Annotated in this window: 19 protein-coding genes; 12 read left to right on the top strand and 7 right to left on the bottom strand. The window is 69.2% G+C overall.

Annotated features, from left to right (window positions below):
• Positions 1–10: 10 nt before the first annotated feature.
• Together ASC91_RS23105 and ASC91_RS23100 are read right to left on the bottom strand one after the other, a co-directional pair.
• Positions 11–3,121 carry a ligand-binding sensor domain-containing diguanylate cyclase gene (locus ASC91_RS23105; protein ID WP_162247853.1) on the bottom strand — a complete coding sequence of 1,037 codons (3,111 nt, stop codon included), beginning with the start codon at positions 3,119–3,121 and terminating at the stop codon, positions 11–13.
• Between the two features lie 148 nt (positions 3,122–3,269).
• Positions 3,270–3,998, bottom strand: coding sequence for a response regulator (locus tag ASC91_RS23100; RefSeq protein ID WP_056202670.1), 729 nt, complete (start codon positions 3,996–3,998; stop codon positions 3,270–3,272).
• Between the two features lie 141 nt (positions 3,999–4,139).
• Here ASC91_RS23100 and ASC91_RS23095 point away from each other — a divergent pair, with 141 nt between their 5' ends.
• From ASC91_RS23095 to ASC91_RS23070, 6 genes are all read left to right on the top strand, one after another.
• Complete coding sequence (locus ASC91_RS23095) at positions 4,140–4,337, top strand: hypothetical protein (protein WP_056202667.1); 198 nt, start codon at positions 4,140–4,142, stop codon at positions 4,335–4,337.
• Between the two features lie 13 nt (positions 4,338–4,350).
• Positions 4,351–4,776 (top strand): globin family protein, encoded by a 426-nt coding sequence (locus ASC91_RS23090; RefSeq protein ID WP_056202664.1) that lies wholly within the window; start codon positions 4,351–4,353, stop codon positions 4,774–4,776.
• Positions 4,777–4,815: 39 nt separating this feature from the next.
• Positions 4,816–6,807, top strand: coding sequence for a PAS domain-containing sensor histidine kinase (locus ASC91_RS23085; protein ID WP_056202663.1), 1,992 nt, complete (start codon positions 4,816–4,818; stop codon positions 6,805–6,807).
• 30 nt (positions 6,808–6,837) lie between these two features.
• Positions 6,838–7,788 (top strand): tripartite tricarboxylate transporter substrate binding protein, encoded by a 951-nt coding sequence (locus tag ASC91_RS23080; protein WP_056202661.1) that lies wholly within the window; start codon positions 6,838–6,840, stop codon positions 7,786–7,788.
• 109 nt (positions 7,789–7,897) lie between these two features.
• Positions 7,898–9,412: a malonyl-CoA synthase gene (locus tag ASC91_RS23075; RefSeq protein ID WP_056202659.1), complete on the top strand. Its 1,515-nt coding sequence runs from the start codon at positions 7,898–7,900 to the stop codon at positions 9,410–9,412.
• Positions 9,413–9,466: 54 nt separating this feature from the next.
• The gene (locus ASC91_RS23070; protein WP_162247852.1) at positions 9,467–12,091 is read left to right on the top strand and encodes a diguanylate cyclase domain-containing protein; all 2,625 of its coding nucleotides are present in this window, start codon (positions 9,467–9,469) and stop codon (positions 12,089–12,091) included.
• Between the two features lie 4 nt (positions 12,092–12,095).
• Here the strand turns inward: ASC91_RS23070 and ASC91_RS23065 are convergent, their stop codons facing one another.
• The gene (locus ASC91_RS23065) at positions 12,096–12,590 is read right to left on the bottom strand and encodes a hypothetical protein (protein ID WP_056202650.1); all 495 of its coding nucleotides are present in this window, start codon (positions 12,588–12,590) and stop codon (positions 12,096–12,098) included.
• 58 nt (positions 12,591–12,648) lie between these two features.
• Positions 12,649–13,227 carry a hypothetical protein gene (locus ASC91_RS23060; RefSeq protein WP_056202643.1) on the bottom strand — a complete coding sequence of 193 codons (579 nt, stop codon included), beginning with the start codon at positions 13,225–13,227 and terminating at the stop codon, positions 12,649–12,651.
• A gap of 153 nt (positions 13,228–13,380) precedes the next feature.
• Between ASC91_RS23060 and ASC91_RS23055 the strand changes: the two genes are divergently transcribed.
• From ASC91_RS23055 to cfa, 5 genes are all read left to right on the top strand, one after another.
• Positions 13,381–14,964, top strand: coding sequence for a methyl-accepting chemotaxis protein (locus ASC91_RS23055; protein ID WP_056202640.1), 1,584 nt, complete (start codon positions 13,381–13,383; stop codon positions 14,962–14,964).
• 224 nt (positions 14,965–15,188) lie between these two features.
• Positions 15,189–16,907 carry a methyl-accepting chemotaxis protein gene (locus tag ASC91_RS30810; RefSeq protein ID WP_082532946.1) on the top strand — a complete coding sequence of 573 codons (1,719 nt, stop codon included), beginning with the start codon at positions 15,189–15,191 and terminating at the stop codon, positions 16,905–16,907.
• A gap of 39 nt (positions 16,908–16,946) precedes the next feature.
• Positions 16,947–17,861, top strand: a complete 915-nt coding sequence (locus ASC91_RS23045) for a dihydrodipicolinate synthase family protein (RefSeq protein ID WP_056202635.1) — start codon at positions 16,947–16,949, stop codon at positions 17,859–17,861.
• Entirely contained in the window at positions 17,858–18,793 is a 936-nt protein-coding gene (locus ASC91_RS23040) for a 4-hydroxyproline epimerase (RefSeq protein WP_056202632.1), read from the top strand. The genes ASC91_RS23045 and ASC91_RS23040 overlap by 4 nt, the downstream gene beginning before the upstream one ends.
• 114 nt (positions 18,794–18,907) lie before the next feature.
• Complete coding sequence (cfa, locus tag ASC91_RS23035) at positions 18,908–20,113, top strand: cyclopropane fatty acyl phospholipid synthase (protein WP_056202629.1); 1,206 nt, start codon at positions 18,908–18,910, stop codon at positions 20,111–20,113.
• A 37-nt stretch (positions 20,114–20,150) separates the two neighbouring features.
• Here cfa and ASC91_RS23030 read toward each other — a convergent pair whose 3' ends face one another.
• Together ASC91_RS23030 and ASC91_RS23025 are read right to left on the bottom strand one after the other, a co-directional pair.
• Positions 20,151–20,912, bottom strand: coding sequence for a hypothetical protein (locus ASC91_RS23030; protein ID WP_056202626.1), 762 nt, complete (start codon positions 20,910–20,912; stop codon positions 20,151–20,153).
• A gap of 24 nt (positions 20,913–20,936) precedes the next feature.
• Positions 20,937–21,680, bottom strand: coding sequence for a YoaK family protein (locus tag ASC91_RS23025; protein ID WP_056202624.1), 744 nt, complete (start codon positions 21,678–21,680; stop codon positions 20,937–20,939).
• 64 nt (positions 21,681–21,744) lie between these two features.
• Between ASC91_RS23025 and ASC91_RS23020 the strand changes: the two genes are divergently transcribed.
• Complete coding sequence (locus ASC91_RS23020) at positions 21,745–21,921, top strand: ribbon-helix-helix protein, CopG family (protein WP_056202621.1); 177 nt, start codon at positions 21,745–21,747, stop codon at positions 21,919–21,921.
• Between the two features lie 193 nt (positions 21,922–22,114).
• Here ASC91_RS23020 and ASC91_RS23015 read toward each other — a convergent pair whose 3' ends face one another.
• Positions 22,115–22,459 (bottom strand): nuclear transport factor 2 family protein, encoded by a 345-nt coding sequence (locus ASC91_RS23015; protein WP_056202618.1) that lies wholly within the window; start codon positions 22,457–22,459, stop codon positions 22,115–22,117.
• Positions 22,460–22,469: the final 10 nt, after the last annotated feature.

Below are 22,469 nucleotides of genomic sequence, written 5' to 3'. Positions count from 1 at the left end.
GACCCAGCGCCTAGACCCGCGGCCCCGCATACAAATGCCAGCGGGATCGCCCCGCACGCTTGGCGTCGTAGAGCGCCAGGTCGGCCGCCTTGTACAACCCGTCCACATCCTGCGCGTCGCGCGGATAGCAGGCGGCACCGATGCTCGCGCTGGGCAGCGTCAGCGACGACTGCCCCTGAGGCAGTACCTGGGCCAGCGCCTGGGCAATACGGCGGCATACCGCTTCCGCTGCAGCCGGCTCGATGGTGTCGGGCAGCAGCACGGCGAACTCGTCGCCGCCCAGCCTGGCCGTGCGATCCGCTTCCCGCACGGCGAGCCCCAGGCAGGCGCTGACCGTCCTCAGCACCGCGTCGCCGGCGTCGTGTCCCTGGGTGTCGTTGATCTGCTTGAAATGGTCAAGGTCGATCAGCAGCAGGTACAGCCCCAGCCCGTTGCGCTGCGCCTGGGCCATCAGGTGGCGAAGGTCGTCGTTGAACAGGCGCCGGTTGGCCAGCCCGGTCAGGCCGTCGTAGTAGGCGAGTTGCTCCAGCTGCTGCTGGCTTCTCTGGAGCTCGCTCGTGCGCTGCTCCAGCGCCACCGTGCGCTCGGCCACCAGCAACTCCAGCGTGCGCTGGCGCCGCCGCAGGATCAGCGTGCGCGCCTGCATCATCGCGACGAGCAGCGCGGCCACCGCCACGCCCAGGCCGACGCGAAACCACAGCATCTCGTGCCAGCGCGGCCGCACATGCAGCGGCAGCCGCAACACCTCGGACCACCCGCCCTGCGCGCCGGCGCCGCGCAGCTCCAGCACATGGTCGCCGGGCGGCAGATTGGTGTAGGTGGCGATGCGCCGGTTCGGCTCGGTGGCGACCCAATCGGCGTCGACACCCGGCAACCGGTATTCGTAGCGGTTGCGTTCAGGCGCGCCGTAGTCGAGCACCGAGAACTCGACCAGCAGGCTGCGTCGCTGTGGTTCGAGAGTCAGGGCTTCGTCGCCGGGCGAGGCCGGTGGCACCACGGCCCGCACACCGCCCAGCCGCACTTCAGTGATCACCAGCGGCGCCGGTTCGGCGCGGGCCACGGGCTGGCGCGGGTCCACGATGGTCAAGCCGCCGATGCCGCCAAACAGCAGCATGCCGTCGGCACTGGACGCGCCCGCGTTGGTCCAGTAGGTGGGGATACCCACCCCCTCGGCCGCGCGCAGGCTGCGCACGCGCAGGCTGTCCTGTGCGATGTGGGCGATGCCGCCGTCGGTGCTGGCCCAGACGTCGCCGTTCGGCGCCAGCACCAGCGCATCGACGCCGTTGTGCGGCAGTCCTTCGGCCAGGGTGATGCGCCTGACCTGCGGTTGGGCTTGCGGCGCCTGCGCGGCCTCCATCACGCGCACGCCGGCGCCGAAGCTGGCCACCCACAGGCGGCCAAGGCGGTCCAGCAGCATGGAGGAGACATAGCCAACGGGAAAGCCCACCCGGCCGGGCGCGTCGGGCGCCAACCGGCTCAGTGCCATCGTGGCCGTGTCCAGCCGCAACACGCCCGTGCGCGTGCCCACCCACAGCACGCCGTCCCGGCCCGCCAGCAGCGCGGTGACGCGCTGCTCGTCCAGGCGGCTGCCGTCCTCATGCGCCAGCACGCCCAGTTGCAGGCCATCGGCCGGGGCCACCGCCCACAGGCCGTCGAGACCGCCCAGCCAGAGCCGGCCGTCCTGCATCGCCATGGCCCACACCGAGGCAGTGGGTGAGCGGCCGGGGATAGCCAGCCGTTGCACCGCTCGGCCATCGGCCGTGGCGCGATACAGCCCGCGCTGGGTACCGAGATAGACCACGCCGTCGGGCGCGCGCACCATGCTCAGCACGCGGCCTGGGGGCAGCGCGGTGGCCGGTATGGCAGCGTCGGGCCGCAATGCCGCCATGCGGCCCTGATCGGCCCTGACGATGTCGATGCCACCGTCGCCCGTGCTGAGCCAGACGCTGCCATCGGGCATGGGCAGCACGCAAGGCACGTTGAGGTGGCTGATGCCAGCCGTTGCGCCGGGGCCGCCGAACCAGGTGCTGACCGTGACCTGGCGCGCGTCGTGGTGGCTGAGCCCCGTGTCGGTGGCGACCCAGAGCAGCCCGCTGCGATCGCGGTACATCGCAGCAACGTCGTCGTCGGGCAGGCTGGCCGCGCTGTCCGAGCGGTGCCGCACGCGACGCATCTCCCAGCGGCGGGTGTCGATGCGCAGGATGCCGCCCCCATCGGGGGCCAGCCACACGTCACCCGGCGCGGCCTCGGCCATCACGCGGATCGGCGCGTTGCCCAGCCCCGTCACGTCGGCGCCAGCCGCCTGCAACAGGCGATGCAACGGCACCGCTTCGGCCTCAGGCTCGGGCTCGATCACGAAAACGCCATACGAGCGCGTGCCGACCCAGACCCGCCGCTGGCTGTCCAGCAGCAGCCTGGCGACGAATGGCGCGTGCTCTTCGGCCGGCAGCCCCACCTGCACGAAGCGCTCGCCGCCGGCGGCGCGACGGAAGAGGCCCTTGTCGGTACCCACCCACAGGCCGCCCGTCGAGTCGCGCAGCAGCGCCAGCACGGCGCCATCGGGCAGGCCTTTGGTCCCGGCCAGTACCGCGTGGCGCTGGACCGTACCGCGACTGGTATCCAGCAGGTCCAGACCGGCACCGGTGCCGACCCACAGCAGGCCGTTGCCCTCGTCGAGCATGGCGTGCACGCTCTTGCGGCTCAGCGCCGCGCCGGCAGCCAATGGGGCGACGAAACGGTCGGTGCGCGCCTCGTACCGCACCAGGCCACCGGCGCTGGTGCCTACCCAAAGACGCCGTTGGTCATCGACATGCAGCGCCTGCACGTAGCTGTCGGGCAAGGCACCGGACGAAGCCATGTCGCTGACGTAGTTGCGAAGCTGATAACCATCCCAACGGGACAGCCCGGATTGCGTGGCGATCCAGAGGAAGCCTTCGCCGTCCTGGGCCAGCGCGGTGAAGGACATCGGCGCGACCAGCACCTGGTGGAACACCGCATCCGAACGGGCGGCCCAGGGCGTGGGGGCGGGCTCGTCTGCCGCCCATGCGCCACCGCCCAATGCAAGCCCAAGCAGGGCGGCGAAGCGCAGCCCTCTGTTGATCAGCGAGAAAAAGTGACCCATGCCGTCGCAAGGCGCATGCACGGCTGCAGCTTGCGCGCAGCGGCGCATTTCGCGCGTCCTCTGACGGTCAGGATACGGTACAAAACCACTGCGACACCAGCTGCCGCGGACTTGTTGCAACTGCGGCTGGCGCCGGGAAATCGCCCGCTCAGCCCGCCACCGGCACGTAGACGTAGCCGACGTTGCGCACGGTCTTGATGACCTCCGGCTTGTCGGGGTTGCGCTCCACCTTGCGGCGCAGGCGCATGACGCGCAGGTCGATGCTGCGGTCGAACACGTCCCAGCCGCGGTTGTGGGCCTGCTCCATGATCTGGTCGCGGTTCAGCGGGCGGTTGGGGTGGCGGGCGAACAGGGCCAGCAGGTCGAACTCGGCGGCCGTGATGTCGATCTCCTCGCCCACCGCGCCAAAGAGCTTGCGCTGGGCCATGTCGAGCTCGCACAGGCCAAAGGCGACGCGCTCCGGATCGCTCGGTGCGAGCACAGGTGCCGGCGCGGCCGTGACCTGCAGGCGGCGCAGCACGGCGCGCACGCGGGCCAGCAGTTCGCGCAGCTCAAAGGGCTTGGCGATGTAGTCGTCCGCCCCTACCTCCAGGCCGACGATGCGGTCGATGGCCTCGCCGGCCGTCGTCAGCATCAGCACAGCCAGGCGCGGGTGAGCTTCGCGCAGCGCGCGGGCCAGCGACAGACCGTTCTCGCCCGGCATGTTGATGTCGAGCACGGCCACGTCGGGCACGCGCTCGGCGACCCTGGCGCGCGCCGCGGCGGCGTCCTGGGCCTGCATGACCTCGAAGCCGTTGCGGCCGAAATACTCGGCCAGCAGGGCACGCAATTCGGGCTCGTCGTCGACGAGCAACACGGTGGGGGTGGTGTCTGGCATGGCGGCGAATGATAGGCAGGCCGGCCTTGCTCGGGGCAAGGCAGCGTGGTGTTGAAACAAACGCAACACAGTCGAGCCGACGTGAAGCGCGCTTGAAACCGGCGCGGCCGACAGTGGCGACACACCAACCGGAAGACCCTCATGCACTACCGCAGCGACAACCCCTCCACCGACTGGCCCGAAACGATGCTCGTCGGCTGCCGCAGCGAAGCCTTCGCCGAGGACCTCGAGCACGCCCCTGCGCCCTCGCCCCGCTGGAACCTGCTCGAGCGCCTCATCATGGCCTTGCCACTGCTGTGCGTGTTCGCACCCGTCGCCGACGCTTACCTCATCCATTGACACCGAGGCTGCCATGACCCCGCACCAAATCCACCTGATCCGCAGCAGCTTCGCGCCGCTCATGCCCCTGGCGCCCACCGTCGCCGAGGCCTTCTACGCCCAGCTGTTTGCCCGTGACCCCGCCCTGCGCGCGCTGTTCCGTGGCAGCGCCATGGTCGAGCAGGGGGCGCGGCTGATGCAGATGATCGGCGCCGCCATCGACCTGCTTGACCGCCCCGCCTCGCTGAACCCCGTGCTGCTCAAGCTCGGCCAGCGCCATGCCGGCTATGGTGTCGTCGAGGCCCACTACGCCAGCGTCGGTGCCGCGCTGCTGGACACCCTGGCCGCCGGCCTTGGCGATGGCTTCACGGCCGAGGTGCGCGAAGCCTGGACGGTGATGTACGGCCATGTCGCCCGGACCATGCAAGAGGGTGCCGCTACCGAGGCGCTGGCCGCCTGAGCCTGCTTATCATCGGCGCGCCCAGGGAGAGCGCGCCGCATGACAGAGACCTTGCATTTCCACCCCACGCCCGACGCCGGCGTGGGCGAACTCGGCAGCGTGCTCAAGGCCACGCTGCCGCTGCTGTCGCAGCTGCTGGAAGCCGTGCCGGCGCGCGTCGTCGTCATCGACGTGGCCGAGCGCTTCGTCTGGGCCAACCACGAGTTCTTCAAGTTCACCGGCCTGCATCCCAAGCAGGTGCTCGGCCAGCCCATCGGCCGCATCATTGGCGACGCCGCCTATGCCGACTACGGTGCCGTGCGCTCGCGCCTGGCCAGCGGCCAGACCGTCGCGTGGGAGGGTTGGACCGAACTGGCTGGTGCCGGTCGGCGCTATATGCGCGAGCACCTCATTCCCGTCGACGTGCAGGCCGGCGTGCCGCAGGCCACCGTCGTCATGAGCCTGGACCTGACCGAGCTGAAGCGGCGCGACGCCGAGCTGTCGGCCAAGGTCACCGAGCTGCAGGCCAGCGAGGCGCTGAAGTCCTCCATCTTCGACCACGCGATGGCGGCCCTGGTCTCCACCGACAGGACCGGCCACATCGTCGAGTTCAACCCCGCCGCGGCGGCCATGTTCGGGCTGGCGCGCGCCGAGGCTATTGGCCGCCCGGTGTCCGACGTGATGATTCCGGCCCGGCTGCGCGCGGCCCACGAGGCTGGCATGGCGCGCGTCTCGGCCGGCGGCGAACAGCGCATCATCGGCAAGCGCATCGAGATGCAGGCCCAGCGCGCCGACGGCAACGAGTTTCCCGTCGAGATGGTGCTGTGGCGCACCGATGTAGCCGGCCAGGCCTTCTATACGGCGTCGCTGTTCGACCTGTCCGAGCGCCAGACGGCGCTGAGCGAGATCGAACGCCAGCGCGAGGCGCTGCGCCAGAGCGAGAAGCTGACGGCCATGGGCAGCCTGCTGGCCGGCGTGGCCCACGAGCTCAACAACCCGCTGTCCATCGTCATGGGCCGCGCAGCCCTGCTGGCCGAGAAGATGAGCGGCGACCCGCGCGCCGCCGACGCCCAGCGCATCCACGAGGCCGCCGAACGCTGCGGCCGCATCGTGCGCACCTTCCTGAACATGGCGCGCAGCCGGCCCGCCAACCGCAGCGAGGTGGCACTGAACGACCTCGCCACCGCCGCCGTCGACATGCTGGGCTATGTGCTGCGCAGCCACGGCATCGCCGTCACGCTGGACCTGCTACCGGGCCTGCCACCCGTCAAGGCCGATGCCGATCAGATCGGCCAGATCGTGCTCAACCTCATCGTCAACGCCCAGCAGGCCCTGGGCGCTCGAGACAACGGCCGCCGCCTGACCGTATCCACCGGCGTGGCGCCCATGACCGACGGCGACCGCCGCCGCACGCCGCGCGTCTGGATGCGGGTGCGCGACAACGGCCCCGGCATCGACCCCGAGCTGCGCGAGCGCATCTTCGAGCCCTTCTTCACGACCAAGAGCGAGGGCGTCGGCACCGGCCTGGGCCTGGCCGTGTCGCGCTCCATCGCACGCGACCACGGCGGCGAGCTGACGCTGCAGGACGATGGCAGCGGCGCCTGCTTCTGCCTGCAGATGCCCGTCAGCGGCGAGCCCGAGGCCAGTGAGACCGAACCCGTACCGCTGCCGGCGACCGACGAGTGCAGCGCCCGCGTCCTCGTCGTCGATGACGAGACCGAGATTGCCGAGCTGATCGGCGAGATGCTGTCGGGCGCGGGTTATGAGGTCATGACGGCCGAGTCCGGCGCGGTCGCACTGGCCATGCTCGCCGAGGCGCGCTTCGACGCCATCGTCAGCGACCTGCACATGCCCGACATTGACGGCGCCCAGCTCTGGCGCGAGGTCAAGGCCCGGCACCCGTCGCTGGCGCGGCGCATGCTGTTCGTCACCGGCGACACGCTGTCGCCCATCGCCCGCCAGTTCCTGCACGAAGCGCGCTGCGACAGCCTCAACAAGCCCTTCTCCAAGCCGGAGCTGCTCGCCCGTGTGACCGCATTGCTGCAACCATAATTGCCGCACAACACTGACGGAGACAAGCCGATGAAGCGACGCATGCTGCTGCCCGCGCTGTGCAGCCCCTGGCTGGCGCTGGCCCAAGGCAACAAGCCTCAGACCTGGATCGTGCCCTTCCCCGCCGGCGGCGGCACCGACGCCTTCGCGCGGCCACTGACCGCGCTGCTGACCCGGCAGCTGGGCCGCCAGGTCATCATCGACAACAAGGGCGGCGCGGGCGGCACGGTGGGTGCCACCATCGCCGCCAAGCTGGCGCCGGACGGCAACAACTTCTTCATGGGCGCCGTGCACCACACCATTGCGCCGTCCATGTACCCCAGGCTGGACTACAAGCTGGAAGAGGACTTCATCCCCGTGGCCCTGCTGGCCAGCGTGCCTCAGGTCATCGTCGTGCACCCGGGCCAGGTGCCTGTCAGCGATCTCAAGGGTCTGCTCGCCACGGTGCGCGCCAAGCCCGGCAAGCTGAACTACGGCTCGGCCGGCAACGGCACTTCCCACCATCTGGCCGGCGAGCTGTTCAAGCTGCAGACCAAGACCTTCATCACCCACATCCCCTACCGCGGCGCCGGCCCGGCACTGCAGGACCTGATCGCCGGCCAGGTGGACCTGATGTTCGACGGCCTGGGCTCGTCGGCCAACCACATCAAGAGCGGCCGCATCAAGGCGCTGGCGGTGGCGGCTCCCAAACGTGCTGTCGGCTTCCCCGATGTGCCGACGGCCGCAGAGGCCGGCGTGCCGGGCTATGAGGTGTCGACCTGGTACGGCCTGTGGGCACCCAAGGGCACGCCCAAGGAAGCGATCACCGCCATGCAGGCCGAACTGCGCAAGGCCTTCGCGACGGACGACATCCGCAACATCTGGCACGGCCTGGGCGCGGAGACGCCCAATCTCTATGGCGACGCCTTCGGGCAATTCGTCAGCTCTGAAGTCAAGCGCTGGGCAGAGGTCGTCAAGCGCTCAGGCGCAAAAATGGACTAACCCCCTACCGGCTTCGCCGGCCCCCTTTGAAAGGGGGCACTGCCAGTGGCCCGGCAAAGCCGGTTCCACGGCAGTCACTTGGTAAGACACCACCCCGTCAACCAGCACCATGAATCTCTACTCGGCCCTGCGCGCCGGCTTCCCGGCGGACCTGGACGCGACCGCCATCGACGCCGACGGCCTGCTCTACAGCTGGCGCGACCTCGACAATGGCAGCGCGATGCTCGCCAACTGGCTGGGCCGGCTGGAGCTGCCCGCTGGCAGCCGCGTCGCCGTCCACACCGACAAGAGCGTCGAGAACCTGATGCTCTACCTGGCGGTGCTGCGTGCTGGCCTGGTCTACCTGCCGCTGAACCCGGCCTATCACGCGGCCGAACTGGAGCACTTCATCGGCGATGCGGCACCAGGCGTCGTGGTCTGTGCGGGCAAGCACTTCGGCTGGGTCAGCAAGCTGGCCTTCCAGCGCGGCGTGCGCTGGGTCTTCACGCTGGACGACGATCGCACGGGCACGCTGCTGGACCGCGCCGCGCAGATGCCGCTCGCACACGAACCCGTCAAACGAGCCGCCACCGACCTCGCTGCCATCCTCTACACCAGCGGCACGACCGGGCGCAGCAAGGGCGCCATGCTCAGCCACGGCAATCTGCTGAGCAACGCGCGGACGCTGATGACCTTCTGGGACTGGCAGCCCGATGACGTGCTGCTGCACGCCTTGCCCATCTTCCATGTGCACGGCCTGTTCGTCGCCTCGCATGGCGCGCTGCTGAATGGCAGCAAGATGCTGTGGTTCAACAAGTTCGACGCCGGTTCAGTAGCGCGCCGCCTGCCCGAGGCCACCGTCTTCATGGGCGTGCCGACGCTCTATGTGCGGCTGTTGCAGGAGCGCACACTGGATAGCAGCCACATCCGCCTCTTCATCAGCGGCTCCGCGCCATTGCTGATCGAGACGTGGCGCGAATGGCAGGCCCGCACCGGCCATGCCATCCTGGAGCGCTACGGCATGAGCGAGACGCTGATGCTGACCTCCAACCCGTGCCGCCCGGAGGACGGCGACCAGGGCCAACGAGTAGGCGGCACCGTCGGCCCGGCGCTGCCGGGCGTGAGCCTGCGCATCGTCGATGACGAGGGCCGCCCCTGCGCGGCGGACGAGATCGGCCATGTGCAGGTGCGCGGGCCGAACGTTTTCAGCGGCTATTGGCAGATGCCCGAGAAGACGGCCGAGGAGTTCACCGCGGACGGCTGGTTCAAGACCGGCGACGTCGGCCGCGTCGGCGCCAATGGCTATCTGACGCTGATCGGCCGCAGCAAGGACCTCATCATCAGCGGTGGCTTCAATGTCTACCCGGCCGAGATCGAGGGCTTCCTGAACGACCTGCCCGGCGTGGGTGAATCGGCCGTCATCGGCGTGCCGCATCCAGACTTCGGCGAGGCCGTCGTCGCCGTCATCACGCCCGACGGTCAGCCTGACCCCGAGGCGCTGATCCAGGCGCTCAAGGCCCGCATTGCCGGCTTCAAGGTGCCCAAGCGCATCCTGGTCGTGCCGGAGCTGCCGCGCAATGCCATGGGCAAGGTGCAGAAGAAGCTGCTACGGGAGCAGCAGGCGACGCTGTTTGCGCCGAAATAGCGGCGCCGGATGGCGGAGGCCGCGGCGCACAATGGCCCGCAACCCCTGCCCCCGATGAGCGCCTCCACCCCGCCCACCGAGCCGCTGAAGCAGGCCCGCCGCCGCCGCTGGCGCGAGCGTGCCCTGCTGCTGGCGCCCGCCCTGGCCTTCGGTTCCGTCGTGCTGACGATCTGGGCCTTGGTGGGCTGGTATGCCGTCGAGAAGCCCCGTGAACTGCTGGCCCAGCAGCGCCAGGAGCTGGCCACCGGCGTTCGCGCCGTCGCGATGCAGACCGAGCCCGTGCTGCGCCAGGCCGAAAGCGCGCTGCGCGTCGTGGACCTGTGGCTGCTGACACGTCGCGCTGATGGGCAGGAGGGGCGGCCGCAGGCCGACGCCATGCTGCGCCAGTTCGTCGACAGCGTGCGCAGCGGCTCGCGCCAGATGGTCGACATCGTGCTGGTGGCGCCCACCGGCCAGGTGCGCCGGCTGCAGGCGGGCGCTGAGGGCGACGACGCCAGCATCGCCGGCACCGCGGCCTTCGGCGAGATCGCCGGCCTGGTGCCCGAGGGCATTGCGCTGGGACTGCCGCTGCGCCTGGGCGGCCGCGCCGACGACGGCCGGCTGCGCCTGCCGCTGCTGATGCGGCTGTCGCGGCCGCTGGACGACTACGAGTTCGTCATGGCCACCATCGACCTGCAGCGCCTGCATGACATTCAGGGCCTGTTCGTGCCCTTGCCGCCATCCTCCCTCGTCATGCTGCGCACCGACGGCCTGGCCCTGTCGCGCCGGCCTGAGGTGCCGGGCTTTGTCGGCCGCAACCTCTTCGAACAATTCCCCGCCGCCCGCCGCAATCTCAGCGGTGAAGAAGGTTTCTACGCTAGCAGCGGCGCGGCCACGGACGGCCGGCCCCGCACCGGCGCCTTCGTCACCCTGTCCGACTACGGCCTGAAGCTGCTGCTGTCGGGCACCGAGGAAGACGTGCTGGTGCCGTTCTGGCGGCAGCGCAGCCTGGTGGTGGCCGCCGCGGTACTGGCCACGCTGGGCCTGGTGCTGCTGGCGCGCTGGCTGGGCCAACTGCAGCGCGCGGCACGGCTGCGCGAGGCGACCCTGCAGGCCACCAGCAATGCCATGCCGCTGGGCCTGTTCCGCACCGATGAGACCGGTCGAATCGTCTACGTCAACGACAGCTATCTGCACGTGCACGGCCTCAGGCGCGAGAACGTCGAGTGGGGCTGGACCACCCTCGTGCAGCCAGAGCAGCGCGACATGCTGATCCAGCGCTGGAAACACCAGATGGCCACCGGCGAGCCCATCGACATGGTGCGCAAGATGAAGCGCGGCGACGACGGCCGCATCCGCTGGATCGCGGTGCGCACGGCGCCGCTGTATTTCGACGGCCGGGTGGCCGGCCAGGCCGGCACCGTGGAAGACGTGACCGAGCGCGGCGAGCAGGAGAAGGCCCTGCAGACGCTGACCGCCATCTTCGACATGACGCCCGACTTCGTCTGCCAGGCCCGCGAGCATGGCCAGGTCACCTATCTCAACCCGGCTGCGCGGGCCCGCCTGGGGATGGCCGCCGATGCGCTGCTGGGCGACGCCCACATCGCCGACTACTTCTCGGCCGAGCAGCTCGACCTCTACGAAAAGCTGGTGCTGCCCGCCGCCATGCGCGAGGGCCACTGGCGCGGCCGAATCGGCTTGCAGCTGGGCGACGCGAAGCTGCCGATGGACTGCCTCATCATCATGCACCGCGACGTGCGCGGCCGTGTCGAGACCGTGTCGGTCATCCTGCGCGACATGTCCGAGCAGCTGCACGCCCAGCGCGAGAGCGAACGCAACGAGGCCATGCTGCTGGCCGTCGCCCACACGGCGCGGGCACAGTTCCTCGTCGGCGACACCGAGGCACGGGTGATCTTCTTCAACGCCGCCTTCGAGGAGCAGCGCCGCGTCGAGCTCAAGGACTGGGTCGGCCGGCCGCTGGCCGAGCTGTTCGGCGTGCAGGACTACGCAGCCCGTGCGCCACTGATCGAAAGCGCCCTGGCTGGCGAAACGCGCCGGCTGGATCTCGTCGACCACAGCGAACGCGACGGCCACAGCTTCGATGCGCAGTACGCACCGCTGCGCGTGCAGAGCGGCAAGATCGAAGGCCTGATCGGCATCGAGGTCGATGTGACCGAAGCCCGGCGCGAGGAGGCGCGGCTGCGCCTGGCCTCACAGACCGACGCGCTGACCCAGGCGCTCAACCGCACCGGCTTCGAGGAGGGCGCGCGCCGCTTGCTGACCGCCCCACCGGGCCAGCGCCTGACCCTGCTCTACCTCGACCTGGACAAGTTCAAGCCCGTCAACGACCTGCACGGCCACCCGACCGGCGACGCGCTGCTGAAGGCCGTGGCGCTGCGCCTGCGCCATGCGTTGCGCCCGGGCGACCTGGTGGCCCGTCTGGGCGGCGACGAATTCGCCGTGCTGCTGCCGCAGGTGCACGAGGCCAGCGACGCCGCCACGGTGGCCGACAAACTGCTGCACGCCCTCTCCACGCCGTATCACATCGGCGAGCTGGAGCTGGAGATCGGCGTCAGCATCGGCTACTGCGTCGCGACGACGGGCGCGGTCAACCTGGAGCAACTGGTGGCACAGGCCGATGCCAGCCTCTACGAAGCCAAGCGTGCCGGGCGCGGCTGCCACCGCGGCGGCGAAATCTAGGAGCCTAGACAGCCACGCCGTTCTTGATCTCGTCCAGGGCCAGCTGCAGCACGCGCGCATCGCTGCTGGCGCGGTGACGGGTCAGGCGCTGTCGCTGACGCACGATTTCGGTGACGCCGCGCCAGCGCTGGGCCTCCTGCTCGTCGAGCAGCCGGCGCAGGTCATCCAGGCGAAAGTTCTGCCGCATGCCGGCCGCGTCGTAGAGACGCGCCAGCCAGGGGTAGTCCTGTCCCCAGCCATCGCAATAGACGGTCTGGCCGGCCAGCCGCTCATTGAGCTGCTCAGCCATCCAGCGAACCGGTCTGCCGTGGCGCTGAAGCAGTTCGCGGCTGATGCCGTGCAGGGCTTCGGCGCTGGGGTCCCAATGCAGCCAATCGGGCTCGGGCGTGACCAGGCCACAGAACAGCCCGCCGTCCACCGCGACGAATCCGACCTCGATCGGATAGCTGCCGCGGCCGAAGCCCGAGGCTTCGATGTCCAGGATGGTGGGAAGCTGCATACGGACGCCAGTTTGTCAGGCCCGACACAGAAGTTACACAGGGTTGTCGCCGAGATGGCTAGCCCGCCTCGTTCTCGATCACCTGTTCGTTCTCGAACAGCTGCAGCGCTGCCCGCCCGACCTGGCGCGTGTCCCAATACGCATAGGCGCCGACCCCCGCCGCGCCGATCAGCGGCACCCAGCGCGACAGCATCCGGCTGGCGGCCTTCTTGCCCAGGTGCACGCCGATGGCCTCGGCCACGCGTTGCAGCAGCACCTGCGCGGCCGGGCGCACGATGACGCGCTCGCCGACGCGCACCGTCAGGTCGCGCAGGGCCTGCGCAGCCGTGTGGCGGAACAGGCACCACAGCATCTGCGCCGGGCCGAGGTCGGCGCTGCGGCCATAGAGGGCGGCAATGTCGGCCACCAGTTGGCGCTGGATCTGCCAGACGGCCAGCATCTCCGGCGCGATGGTGGCCCAGCCCAGCGGCCCCGGCGGCAGGGCCAGCGTGCCGGCGGCCAGGCCGGCCTTGGCTGCGGCGCCCTCGATGGCGCGCGCCGCCGCATCCCGGGGCCGCGCGCTGGGCGTACATCCGGTGTCAGGCGGCTGCGCTACCAGCGCCAGCACCCTTTCGCCCAGGTTGGCTTGCGTCTCCATGCCTTTGCTCCAGTGCCGCGAACTGCACACCACGTGCACTGTCCCTTGCGCGGCATCAAAGATTCGCATAGTTTCACATCCTCGTGCTAACTTCGATTCAACATGGAGCCTGGCGGCGGATGCACGCGCCGCCATCACACAGGGAGAACAACCATGAATATCTTCAAGGACCTTCGCATCGGCCTGCGCCTGGGTCTCGGCTTCGCGGTCTCCATCTTGTTCAGCGTTGCGCTGGCGCTGTATGCACGTGGCCAGCTGAGGCAGATCAACGACGAGCTGGCGCTGATGGTCAAGGACCGTGTCGTCAAGGTCGAGCAGCTCGAACAGGTCAAGCACAACGTCAATCTGACGGCGCGCACGGTGCGCAACATCGTGCTGCTGAGCGATCCAGCCGCCATTCAGAAGGAACTGGACACGATTGCGGGCAACCGCAAGAGCACGGGTGACCTGTTTCAGAAGCTGCAGGCCTCGATCACCTCCAGCCAGGGCACCAAGCTGCTGGCCGCCACCGCCGAAGCACGGGCGCCCTATGTCGCAACGCTGCAGCGCGTGACCGACCTTGGCGTGCAGCAGCAAAAGGACGCCGCACGCGATCTGCTCCTGGGCGACGTGCAGGCCAAACAGCAGGCCTATTTCGCCGCGCTCGACGCCCTGATCGACTACCAGAAGGAGCTGATGCGCACGTCGGCGCAGCTTGCCGATGGCACCGTGAGCTTTGCCTCGGCAGCCATGCTGATCGCGGCGGCATTGGCAGGCGCCGTGGGTGTGGCGCTGGCGCTGTTGATCACGCGCTCGGTGGTGGGCCCGATCCAGGACGCGGTGCGCGCTGCCGAGACCGTGGCAGCCGGTGATCTGAGGCTGCATCTGACGACCGATCGCCGAGACGAAGCGGGCCAGCTGTTGGCCGCGCTGCAACGCATGAACGACGCGCTGGTCGACATCGTCGGCACGGTGCGCGGCAACGCCGACAGCGTCGTCATGGCCAGCGGCCAGATCGCCCAGGGCAATGCCAACCTGAGCCAGCGCACCGAGCAGCAGGCCAGCAATCTGCAACAGACGGCTGCGTCCATGGAGGAGCTGACCGCGACGGTCAGCCACAACACCGACGTCTCCCGCCAGGCCGCCCAGCTCGCCAGCAGTGCGGCGCGCGTGGCCGAGAGCGGCAGCCAGGTCGTGGGCCAGGTGGTGAACACGATGGAGCAGATCACCGCCAGCTCCAAGAAGATCGCCGACATCACCGGCGTCATCGACGGCATCGCCTTCCAGACCAACATCCTGGCCCTGAACGCAGCCGTGGAAGCTGCGCGCGCCGGCGAACAGGGCCGGGGCTTTGCCGTCGTGGCCGGCGAAGTGCGCAGCCTGGCCCAGCGCAGCGCCGAAGCCGCGCGCGAGATCAAGGTCCTGATCAACGCCAGCGTTGAACGCATCGAGACGGGCAACGGCCTGGTCGGCGACGCCGGTCGCACGATGGGCGAAGTGGTCGGGCAGGTGCAGCGCGTGGCCGACCTGATCAGCGAGATCAGCGCGGCCAGCGTCGAGCAGAGCAAGGGCATCGGCCAGATCGGCGAGGCGGTCAGCCAGCTCGACGAAGTCACCCAGCAGAACGCCGCCCTCGTCGAGGAGAGCGCCGCCGCGGCCGAGAGCCTGCGCATCCAGGCCAGCCAACTCGCCGGCACGGTTGCGGCCTTCAAGCTCGACGCCGTGGCCGGGCCCAGGGCGGCGCCTGCCTCGTTCTAGACGCTGCGGCCGCGCGCACACCGTCATTGGCTGCCGGCTGTGCCCACGGGCGCTAGGCACCCCCCAGCACGGGCAGCGGCGGTAGTTGTTGGCTTTTCGCGGCGGTAACGCCGCTAAAAACGTCTTGCGTGGCGCCGGCCTGAAGGAAGAGACTCGGGGCACGGAATACGGCTCGACACGAAGCCCAGGCCGATCAGGGAGCGTCACCCACAAGGAGACCCACCATGAACCTCCTCACGCGCCTGCGGATCGGCCAGCGACTCGGCCTGGCTTTCACCATCTCCATCGCCTTCACCGTGTTGCTGGCCGCCTATGCGCGAACGGCGCTCCTTGGCATCGACCACGAGCTTGAGGTGATGGTCGAAGACCGGATGGTCAAGGTCGAGCAGCTCGAACAGATCAAGGACAACGTCAATATCAACGCACTGGCCGTGCGCAATGTGCTGCTGCTGTCTGATGCCGAGGGCAAACGCAAGCAGCTGAGCGATGTCGACGCCGCTGCCAAGCGCACGGCCGAGCTGTTCGAGAAGCTCGACGCCAGCGTGCCGCCGGGGCGGGGGCGCGAAATATTGGGCGGCGTCGTGCAGGCCAGGCAGCTGTTCGTGGCCTCGGTGCGCAGGGTCATCGATCTGGGCCTGAAGGACGACACGGAGAAGGCCCGCAACCTGCTGCTCAGCGAGACGCATGAGTTGCAGCTCAAGTATTTCCAGCAGCTCGACGCGCTGATCGCCTATCAGAAGGAGTTGATGCACGCCGCGGCCGCCGCGGCGAACGCGACCGTTGACTTTGCCGGCATCGCGGTCATCGTCGCGGCCGCTGCCGCGCTGGCCCTCGGCGTGGCCATGGCCCTGCTGATCACCCGCTCGGTGGTGGGCCCGATCCGCCAGGCCGTGGCCGCCGCCGAGACGGTGGCTGCAGGGGACTTGCGCCTGCATCTGTCCACCGACCGCACGGACGAGGCCGGCCAGTTGCTCAACGCGCTGCAGCGCATGAACGACTCCCTGGTGGGCATCGTCGGCGCGGTGCGCGGCAATGCCGAGAGCGTCGCCACGGCCAGCGGCCAGATTGCCCAGGGCAACGCCGACCTGAGCCAGCGCACCGAACAGCAGGCCAGCAACCTGCAGGAGACCGCCGCCTCCATGGAGGAGCTGAGCGCGACGGTCAAGCACAACACCGACACCGCCCACCAGGCCGCGCAGCTGGCAGGCAGCGCGGCTCGCGTGGCCGAGAGCGGCGGCCAGGTCATGGGCCAGATGGTGTCCACCATGGATGAGATCACGACCAGCTCGAAGAAGATTTCCGACATCATCGGCGTCATCGACGGCATCGCCTTCCAGACCAACATCCTGGCGCTGAACGCGGCCGTCGAGGCGGCACGGGCCGGCGAGCAGGGGCGCGGTTTCGCCGTCGTGGCCGGCGAGGTGCGGGCCCTGGCGCAGCGCAGCGCCCAGGCCGCGCGGGAGATCAAGGCGCTGATCGGTGCCAGCGTCGAACGTGTCGAAGCCGGCAACAAGCTGGTGGGCGAGGCCGGCAGCACCATGGACGAGGTCGTTGGCCAGGTGCGCCGCGTGGCGGACCTGATCAGCGAGATCAGCGCCGCCAGCAGCGAGCAGGGCAAGGGCATCGGCCAGATCGGCGATGCCGTCAACCAGCTCGACCAGGTCACGCAGCAGAACGCCGCCCTGGTGGAGGAGAGCGCGGCGGCCGCCGAGAGCCTGCGCATCCAGGCCGGCCAACTGGCCGAGACGGTGGCGGCCTTCAAGCTGGACGCCGTCAACGCGGCCCGTCCGGCTGCGGCGCCCGTCAGCCGGGCCAGGACGGCCAGCGTGGCCAGGCCGGCTCTTGCGCGCCCGGCGAAGGCGCGCGCGGTGGCGCCCAGGGCTGCTCCGGTTCCGGCCGCCGTTGCGGTGGCCGCCGACGGCGACGACTGGACGTCGTTCTAGTTGAGCGAACATGGGGCTCCCCATCCAGGAGCCCCACAGATGCACAACGTCCCCTGGCGCGGCGTGTTCCCCGCCGTCACCACCAAGTTCCATGCCGACGAAAGCCTCGACTTCGCAGGCACGGCGCGCCACATCGACTTCCAGATCCGCAACGGCATTCATGGCGTCGTCTGCTGCGGCTCGCTGGGCGAAGCCAGCACGCTGACGCTGGACGAGAAGCTGGCCGTCGCCCGCTGCGCGCTGGATGCTGCCAACGGCCGCGTGCCGGTGCTGGCCACGGTGTCGGAGGCGAGCACCCGCGAAGCGCTGCGCTTCATCGAAGGCGCCAATGCCTTGGGCGTGGCCGGCTACATGGTCATGCCCTCGGTCATCTACGTGGCCGATGCGCGCGAGGCGATGGCCAATGTGCGCACCTATGCCCATGCCGCCCAGCGGCCACTGATGGTCTACAACAACCCGGTCGCCTACCGCGTCGACCTCAAGCCCGAACACTTCGCCGAACTGGCCGACTGTGAACATGTCGCCGCCATCAAGGAAAGCAGCGGCGACGTGACCCGCATCACCGACCTGCGCAACCTGCTCGGCGACCGCTACCAGCTCTTCATGGGCGTGGACGATCTCGCCTTCGAGGGCCTGGCGCTGGGCTGCGACGGGCTGCTGGCCGGCGTCGGCTGCGCCTTCCCGCGCGAGACGGTGGCCCTGTTCAACCTGATGCAGGAAGGCCGCTGGGACGAGGCCCGCGCCATCTACCGCTGGATGACGCCGCTGCTGCACCTGGATGTGTCGACCAAGCTGGTGCAGAACCTCAAGCTCATCGACCTGCTGGTGGGCGTGGGCAGCGAGCACATGCGCCGGCCACGGCTGCCCGTCATCGGCGCGGAGCGGGAGCGCATCGAGGCCCTCGTCGCGAAGGCACTGGCGACACGGCCGGCTCATTGCCAGTCGCAACCATGAAGCGCATCCAGATCATCGACTCGCACACCGGCGGCGAGCCGACGCGTGTCGTCATCGACGGCTTTCCCGATCTCGGCGCTGGCACCATGGCCGAGAGACGGGAACTGCTGGCCCGCGAGCACGACCGCTACCGCCGCGCAACGCTGCTGGAGCCGCGTGGCAGTGAGGTCCTCGTCGGCGCCCTGCTCTGCCCGCCACAGGACCCAGCCCACACGGCCGGCGTCATCTTCTTCAACAACGCCGGCTACCTGGGCATGTGCGGCCACGGCACCATCGGCCTGATGGCGACGCTGGCCCATCTGGGCCGCATCGAAGCCGGCGAGCACATCATCGAGACGCCGGTGGGCCAGGTGCGGGCCACCCTGCACAAGGACGGGAAGGTGAGCGTGCGCAATGTGCCGGCCTACCGCCTGGCCACCGGCGTCAGCGTCGACCTGCCGACAGGCCAGACGGTGACGGGCGACATCGCCTGGGGCGGCAACTGGTTCTTCCTGTGCGCCGACCATGGCCAGGCCATCGCGCCCGCGCACGTCGCGGCACTGACCGACTACGCCGCCATGCTGGGCCAGGCCCTGCAGGACCAGGGCCACCGCGGCACTGACCAAGCCGTCATCGACCACATCGAACTCTTCGCCGACGTCGACCCGGCCCTCGCCGACTCGCGCAGCTTCGTGCTCTGCCCCGGCCGCCAGTACGACCGCTCGCCCTGTGGCACCGGCACCAGCGCCAAGCTGGCCTGCCTCGCGGCCGCGGGCAAGCTGAGCGCCGGCGAGGTGTGGCGCCAGGCCAGCGTCATCGGCAGCGTCTTCGACGGCTGGTTCGAGAAGGACGGAGCAAGCATCATTCCCACCATCCGCGGCCAGGCCTACATCAGCGCGGAGGCCACGCTGCTGATCGCGCCAGATGACCCGTTCGGCTGGGGCCTGCCGTAGCGCCAACAGAGGCCCTGGCGATATCCCCGCGCGCCGTGAGTCATTGAAACTTGGGGCTGCACCGCGGCGCAAGCGACGGCAAACTGAGGGCGTCGTTGAAAGGAGTCGTTGCGCATGCCAGCGGAGCAAGCCACGCTATCCCGCCCCGAGGGCCCCAAGCCGCATTCGGCACCGCAGCCGCCCACCGTGCTGCGCGAGCTGCTGGCACGCGCCGATGTGCAGATCAACGGCGCACGGCCCTGGGACATGCGCGTCAACGATGCCCGCTCCTACCGCCGCATCCTGACGCAATGGTCACTGGGCGCCGGCGAGGCCTATGTCGACGGCGACTGGGACTGCGAGCGGCTGGACATGATGTTCGACCGCCTGCTGCGCGCGCAGCTGGACCGCACCGCGCCGGCCTCGGCGCGCTGGAAGCTGCTGCTGGAGAGCCTGCGCCATCGCCTGTTCAATCTGCAGAGCGAGGCACGCGCCCACCAGGTTGGCGAGCACCACTACGACGTCGGCAACGATGTCTTCGAAGCCATGCTGGACTCGCGCATGATCTATTCCTGTGCCTACTGGGAGCATGCTGAAGGTCTGGAGCAGGCTCAGGCGCACAAGCTGGAGATGATCTGCCGCAAGCTCGAACTGCAGCCCGGCGAGACGCTGCTGGACATTGGCTGTGGCTGGGGCGGCCTGGCGCGCCATGCGGCCGAGCGCTTCGGCGTGCGCGTCACCGGCATCACCGTCAGCAAGGAACAACTGGCCCTGGCCGAGAAGCGTTGTGAAGGCCTGCCCGTCACACTGCTGCTGCAGGACTACCGCTCGTTCCAATGCACCGATGACCGTCGCTTCGACAAGATCGTCTCGGTCGGCATGTTCGAGCACGTGGGGCTGAAGAACTACGGCGTCTACTTCGACACCGCCCGCCGGCTGCTGGCGCCCGAGGGCCTCTTCCTGCTGCACAGCATCGGCGTTGACCAGCGCGCGCCGCATACCGACCCCTGGATCGAGCGCTACATCTTCCCCAACGGCAAGCTGCCCTCGCCCGTCGAGCTGGCCGGCGCGCTGGAGGGCCGCTTCATCATCGAGGACTGGCACAACTTCGGCCCCGACTACGACCGCACGCTGATGAGTTGGGCCGAGCGTTTCGAGGCGGCCTGGCCGCGCCTGGCCGCCCGCTACGACGAAGGCTTCCGGCGCATGTTCCGCTACTACCTGCTGAGCTGCGCCGGCTTCTTCCGCTCCCGCCAGGGCCAGCTGTGGCAGCTGGTGCTGAGCCGGCCGGAGCGGCGCGGCGTGTACCGCTCCGTCAGGCCGCCATCACCGCACACCTGACTGCAGGGCGGCATCAAGACGTTGCCCGCCCTCGGGCTCAGCCACCTTCGCGCTGGTGTTGCAGCGTGGCTGCGACATGGGCAAACGCGGGCAGGAGTTCGTCCCAGGCCTGGCGAGCAAGCGGCCGCGGCTTGCGCAGCGCGCCGGCCTGCGCTGGCGCCCGCAGCGCGCGCCGGCCAGCGAAGGCCACGGTGTTGCTGCATTCCTTGTCGCCCACCAGAAGAACCGCGCCGTCGAAGGCGCGATCCAGGCGGGCCACATGGCGCTGGAACTCGGGGTGGGCGGTGTGCAGGTTGACCACCAGCAGGCCGTCTTCGCGCAGCGCCGTGCGGCAGTCGTCGTAGAAGGCCTGCGAGCACAGGGCCGGCGGCTGGCCTTCATGGTCGAAGCCATCCACCAGCAACACGTCCAGCCGGTCCTGGGTGTGGCGCACGAAGTCGGCCCCGTCGCCGCGCCGCACGCGCAGGCGCGCATCGTCCGGTGGCACCTGGAACTGCTCGCGCAACGCGATGACGTGGGGGTTGATCTCGACGACCTCGATGCGCGTGTCCGGCAGCTCGCGGTGGCAGAACTTGGCCATGGAGCCCCCGCCCAGCCCGATCATGGCCAGCGTCTCGGGCCGCGGCACGAACAGCAGGAAGGCCATCATCGTGCGCGTGTAGGCCAGGTCCAGCGCATGCGGGTGCTGCACCTTCATGCGGCTCTGGATTTCGCAGATCGTGAAATGCATGGCCCGGGTATCCAGCGTCTCATAGACGAAGGGCTTGACGAACTGGTGTGGGTCGGCGGTGTCGGGCATGGCGTGCGGGAAAGGCAGCAGCGCTCAGGCGCGCTGCAGGTCGTTGATCAGCGGCGGCGAGGCCATCAGCACCAGCAGCAATGCGATGGGCAGGGTGGCCGAGAAACCGAAGTGCTTGAAGGCCAGCGCGCCGACGAGGCCGCCGACGAAGAACAGGCCCAGCACCAGGCTGTGGATGAAAAGCTTGTCGCGATTGGCGCGGACGAAGTGCACAGAATCGGGCGACGTGGCGCGGTTCCAGTACAGCAGCCGGCCCAGCTCGATGCCCAGGTCCGTCACCACGCCCGTCATGTGGGTGGTGCGGATCTCGGCCTGGGAGATCTTGGTCACGATGGCGTTCTGCAGGCCCATGATGAAGCACAGCAGCAGCACGGCTGTCGGCACCAGCAGGTAGGCCAGCGTGTCGAGGTGGGCCCCCAGCAGGCCGAAAGCCAGCAGCAGCGCAGCCTCCAGCAGCAGGGCGAGCGCGTACCGGCTGTGCATGTGGCGCCGGCGCGCCCAGTTGATCAACAGGGCCGAGCAGGCCGCCCCCGCGATGAAGGCCAGCAGCGAGGCCAGCCCGGTCAACGCCAGCGCGACGCCGCCGGTGGCGAGATCGTCGGCCACGCCGGAGATCACGCCGGTCATGTGCGAGGTGTAGCGCTGCACGGCCAGGAAGCCGCCCGCGTTGACCGCCCCGGCCACGAAGGCCAGCACCGCGCCGAGCTGCCGATTGGCCGACCGCGTGCGGTGCCTGCCGGTGAGGCGGTGCAGGAAGCTGATGGTCACAGCGCTAATTTAGTTTGAATTCAATATGATTGCAATTATCATTTGATGAACATGAGGAGCCGGCATGGAACAAAAGACCGCCCGCCTGACGGTGCTGATTGATCCGGACAAGAAGAAGGCCTTCGAGACCCTGTGCGCGCAGCAGGACCAGACACCCTCGCAGGTGGTGAGGCGCCTGATTCGCGACTACCTGGCCGCGCACGGCGTGGACTACAAGCCGGACACAGCGGCGTCTCGCTGAGCCGAGCCGGTGCGTCGGGGCCGTGCGTGCGGCTCAGAGGGTGAGAGTTTTTCAGACGCGCCCGAAAGGCGCGTCAAAACGCCCTCGAACTAGGCGCAAAGCACAGCCATAGCGGGCTATGGCGAGCATTTGCAACGACGGGCGAGGGTGTTTTGGCGTGCAAGGCGGGCGTGGATGAAAAGCTCTCGCCCTCTCAGTCGTCGCCGCGGCCGATGTAGGCGCGGATGGCCGCGATGCGGTTCGAGGGCTCGAACTCGAACACGTCGACGACGTGAATCGTGTCGCGGCCATTGACGGTGATCTTCAGCTCGGCCGCGGCACCATCCGGTCGGTCGTAAGCCGCCAGCACATCGATCGCCAGGCTGGCGACGGATTCGAAGTTCTTGCGCGTCTCGGCCAGCGCCGCAGCCTTGCCGACGACGCGGATCTTCCAGTCACGCAGCGTGATGGCGTCGGCGAACATGGGCTCGATGGCGGCGAGGTCGCGCGCTGCATAGGCGGCCAGGTAGGCGCGCACGAGGTCGAGTCGGTCCGTCATCCCCAGCTGT

It is taken from the genome of Pelomonas sp. Root1237, assembly GCF_001425055.1.
Taxonomy (GTDB): domain Bacteria; phylum Pseudomonadota; class Gammaproteobacteria; order Burkholderiales; family Burkholderiaceae_C; genus Pelomonas.
This window is presented reverse-complemented; position numbering and strand designations above follow the sequence as displayed.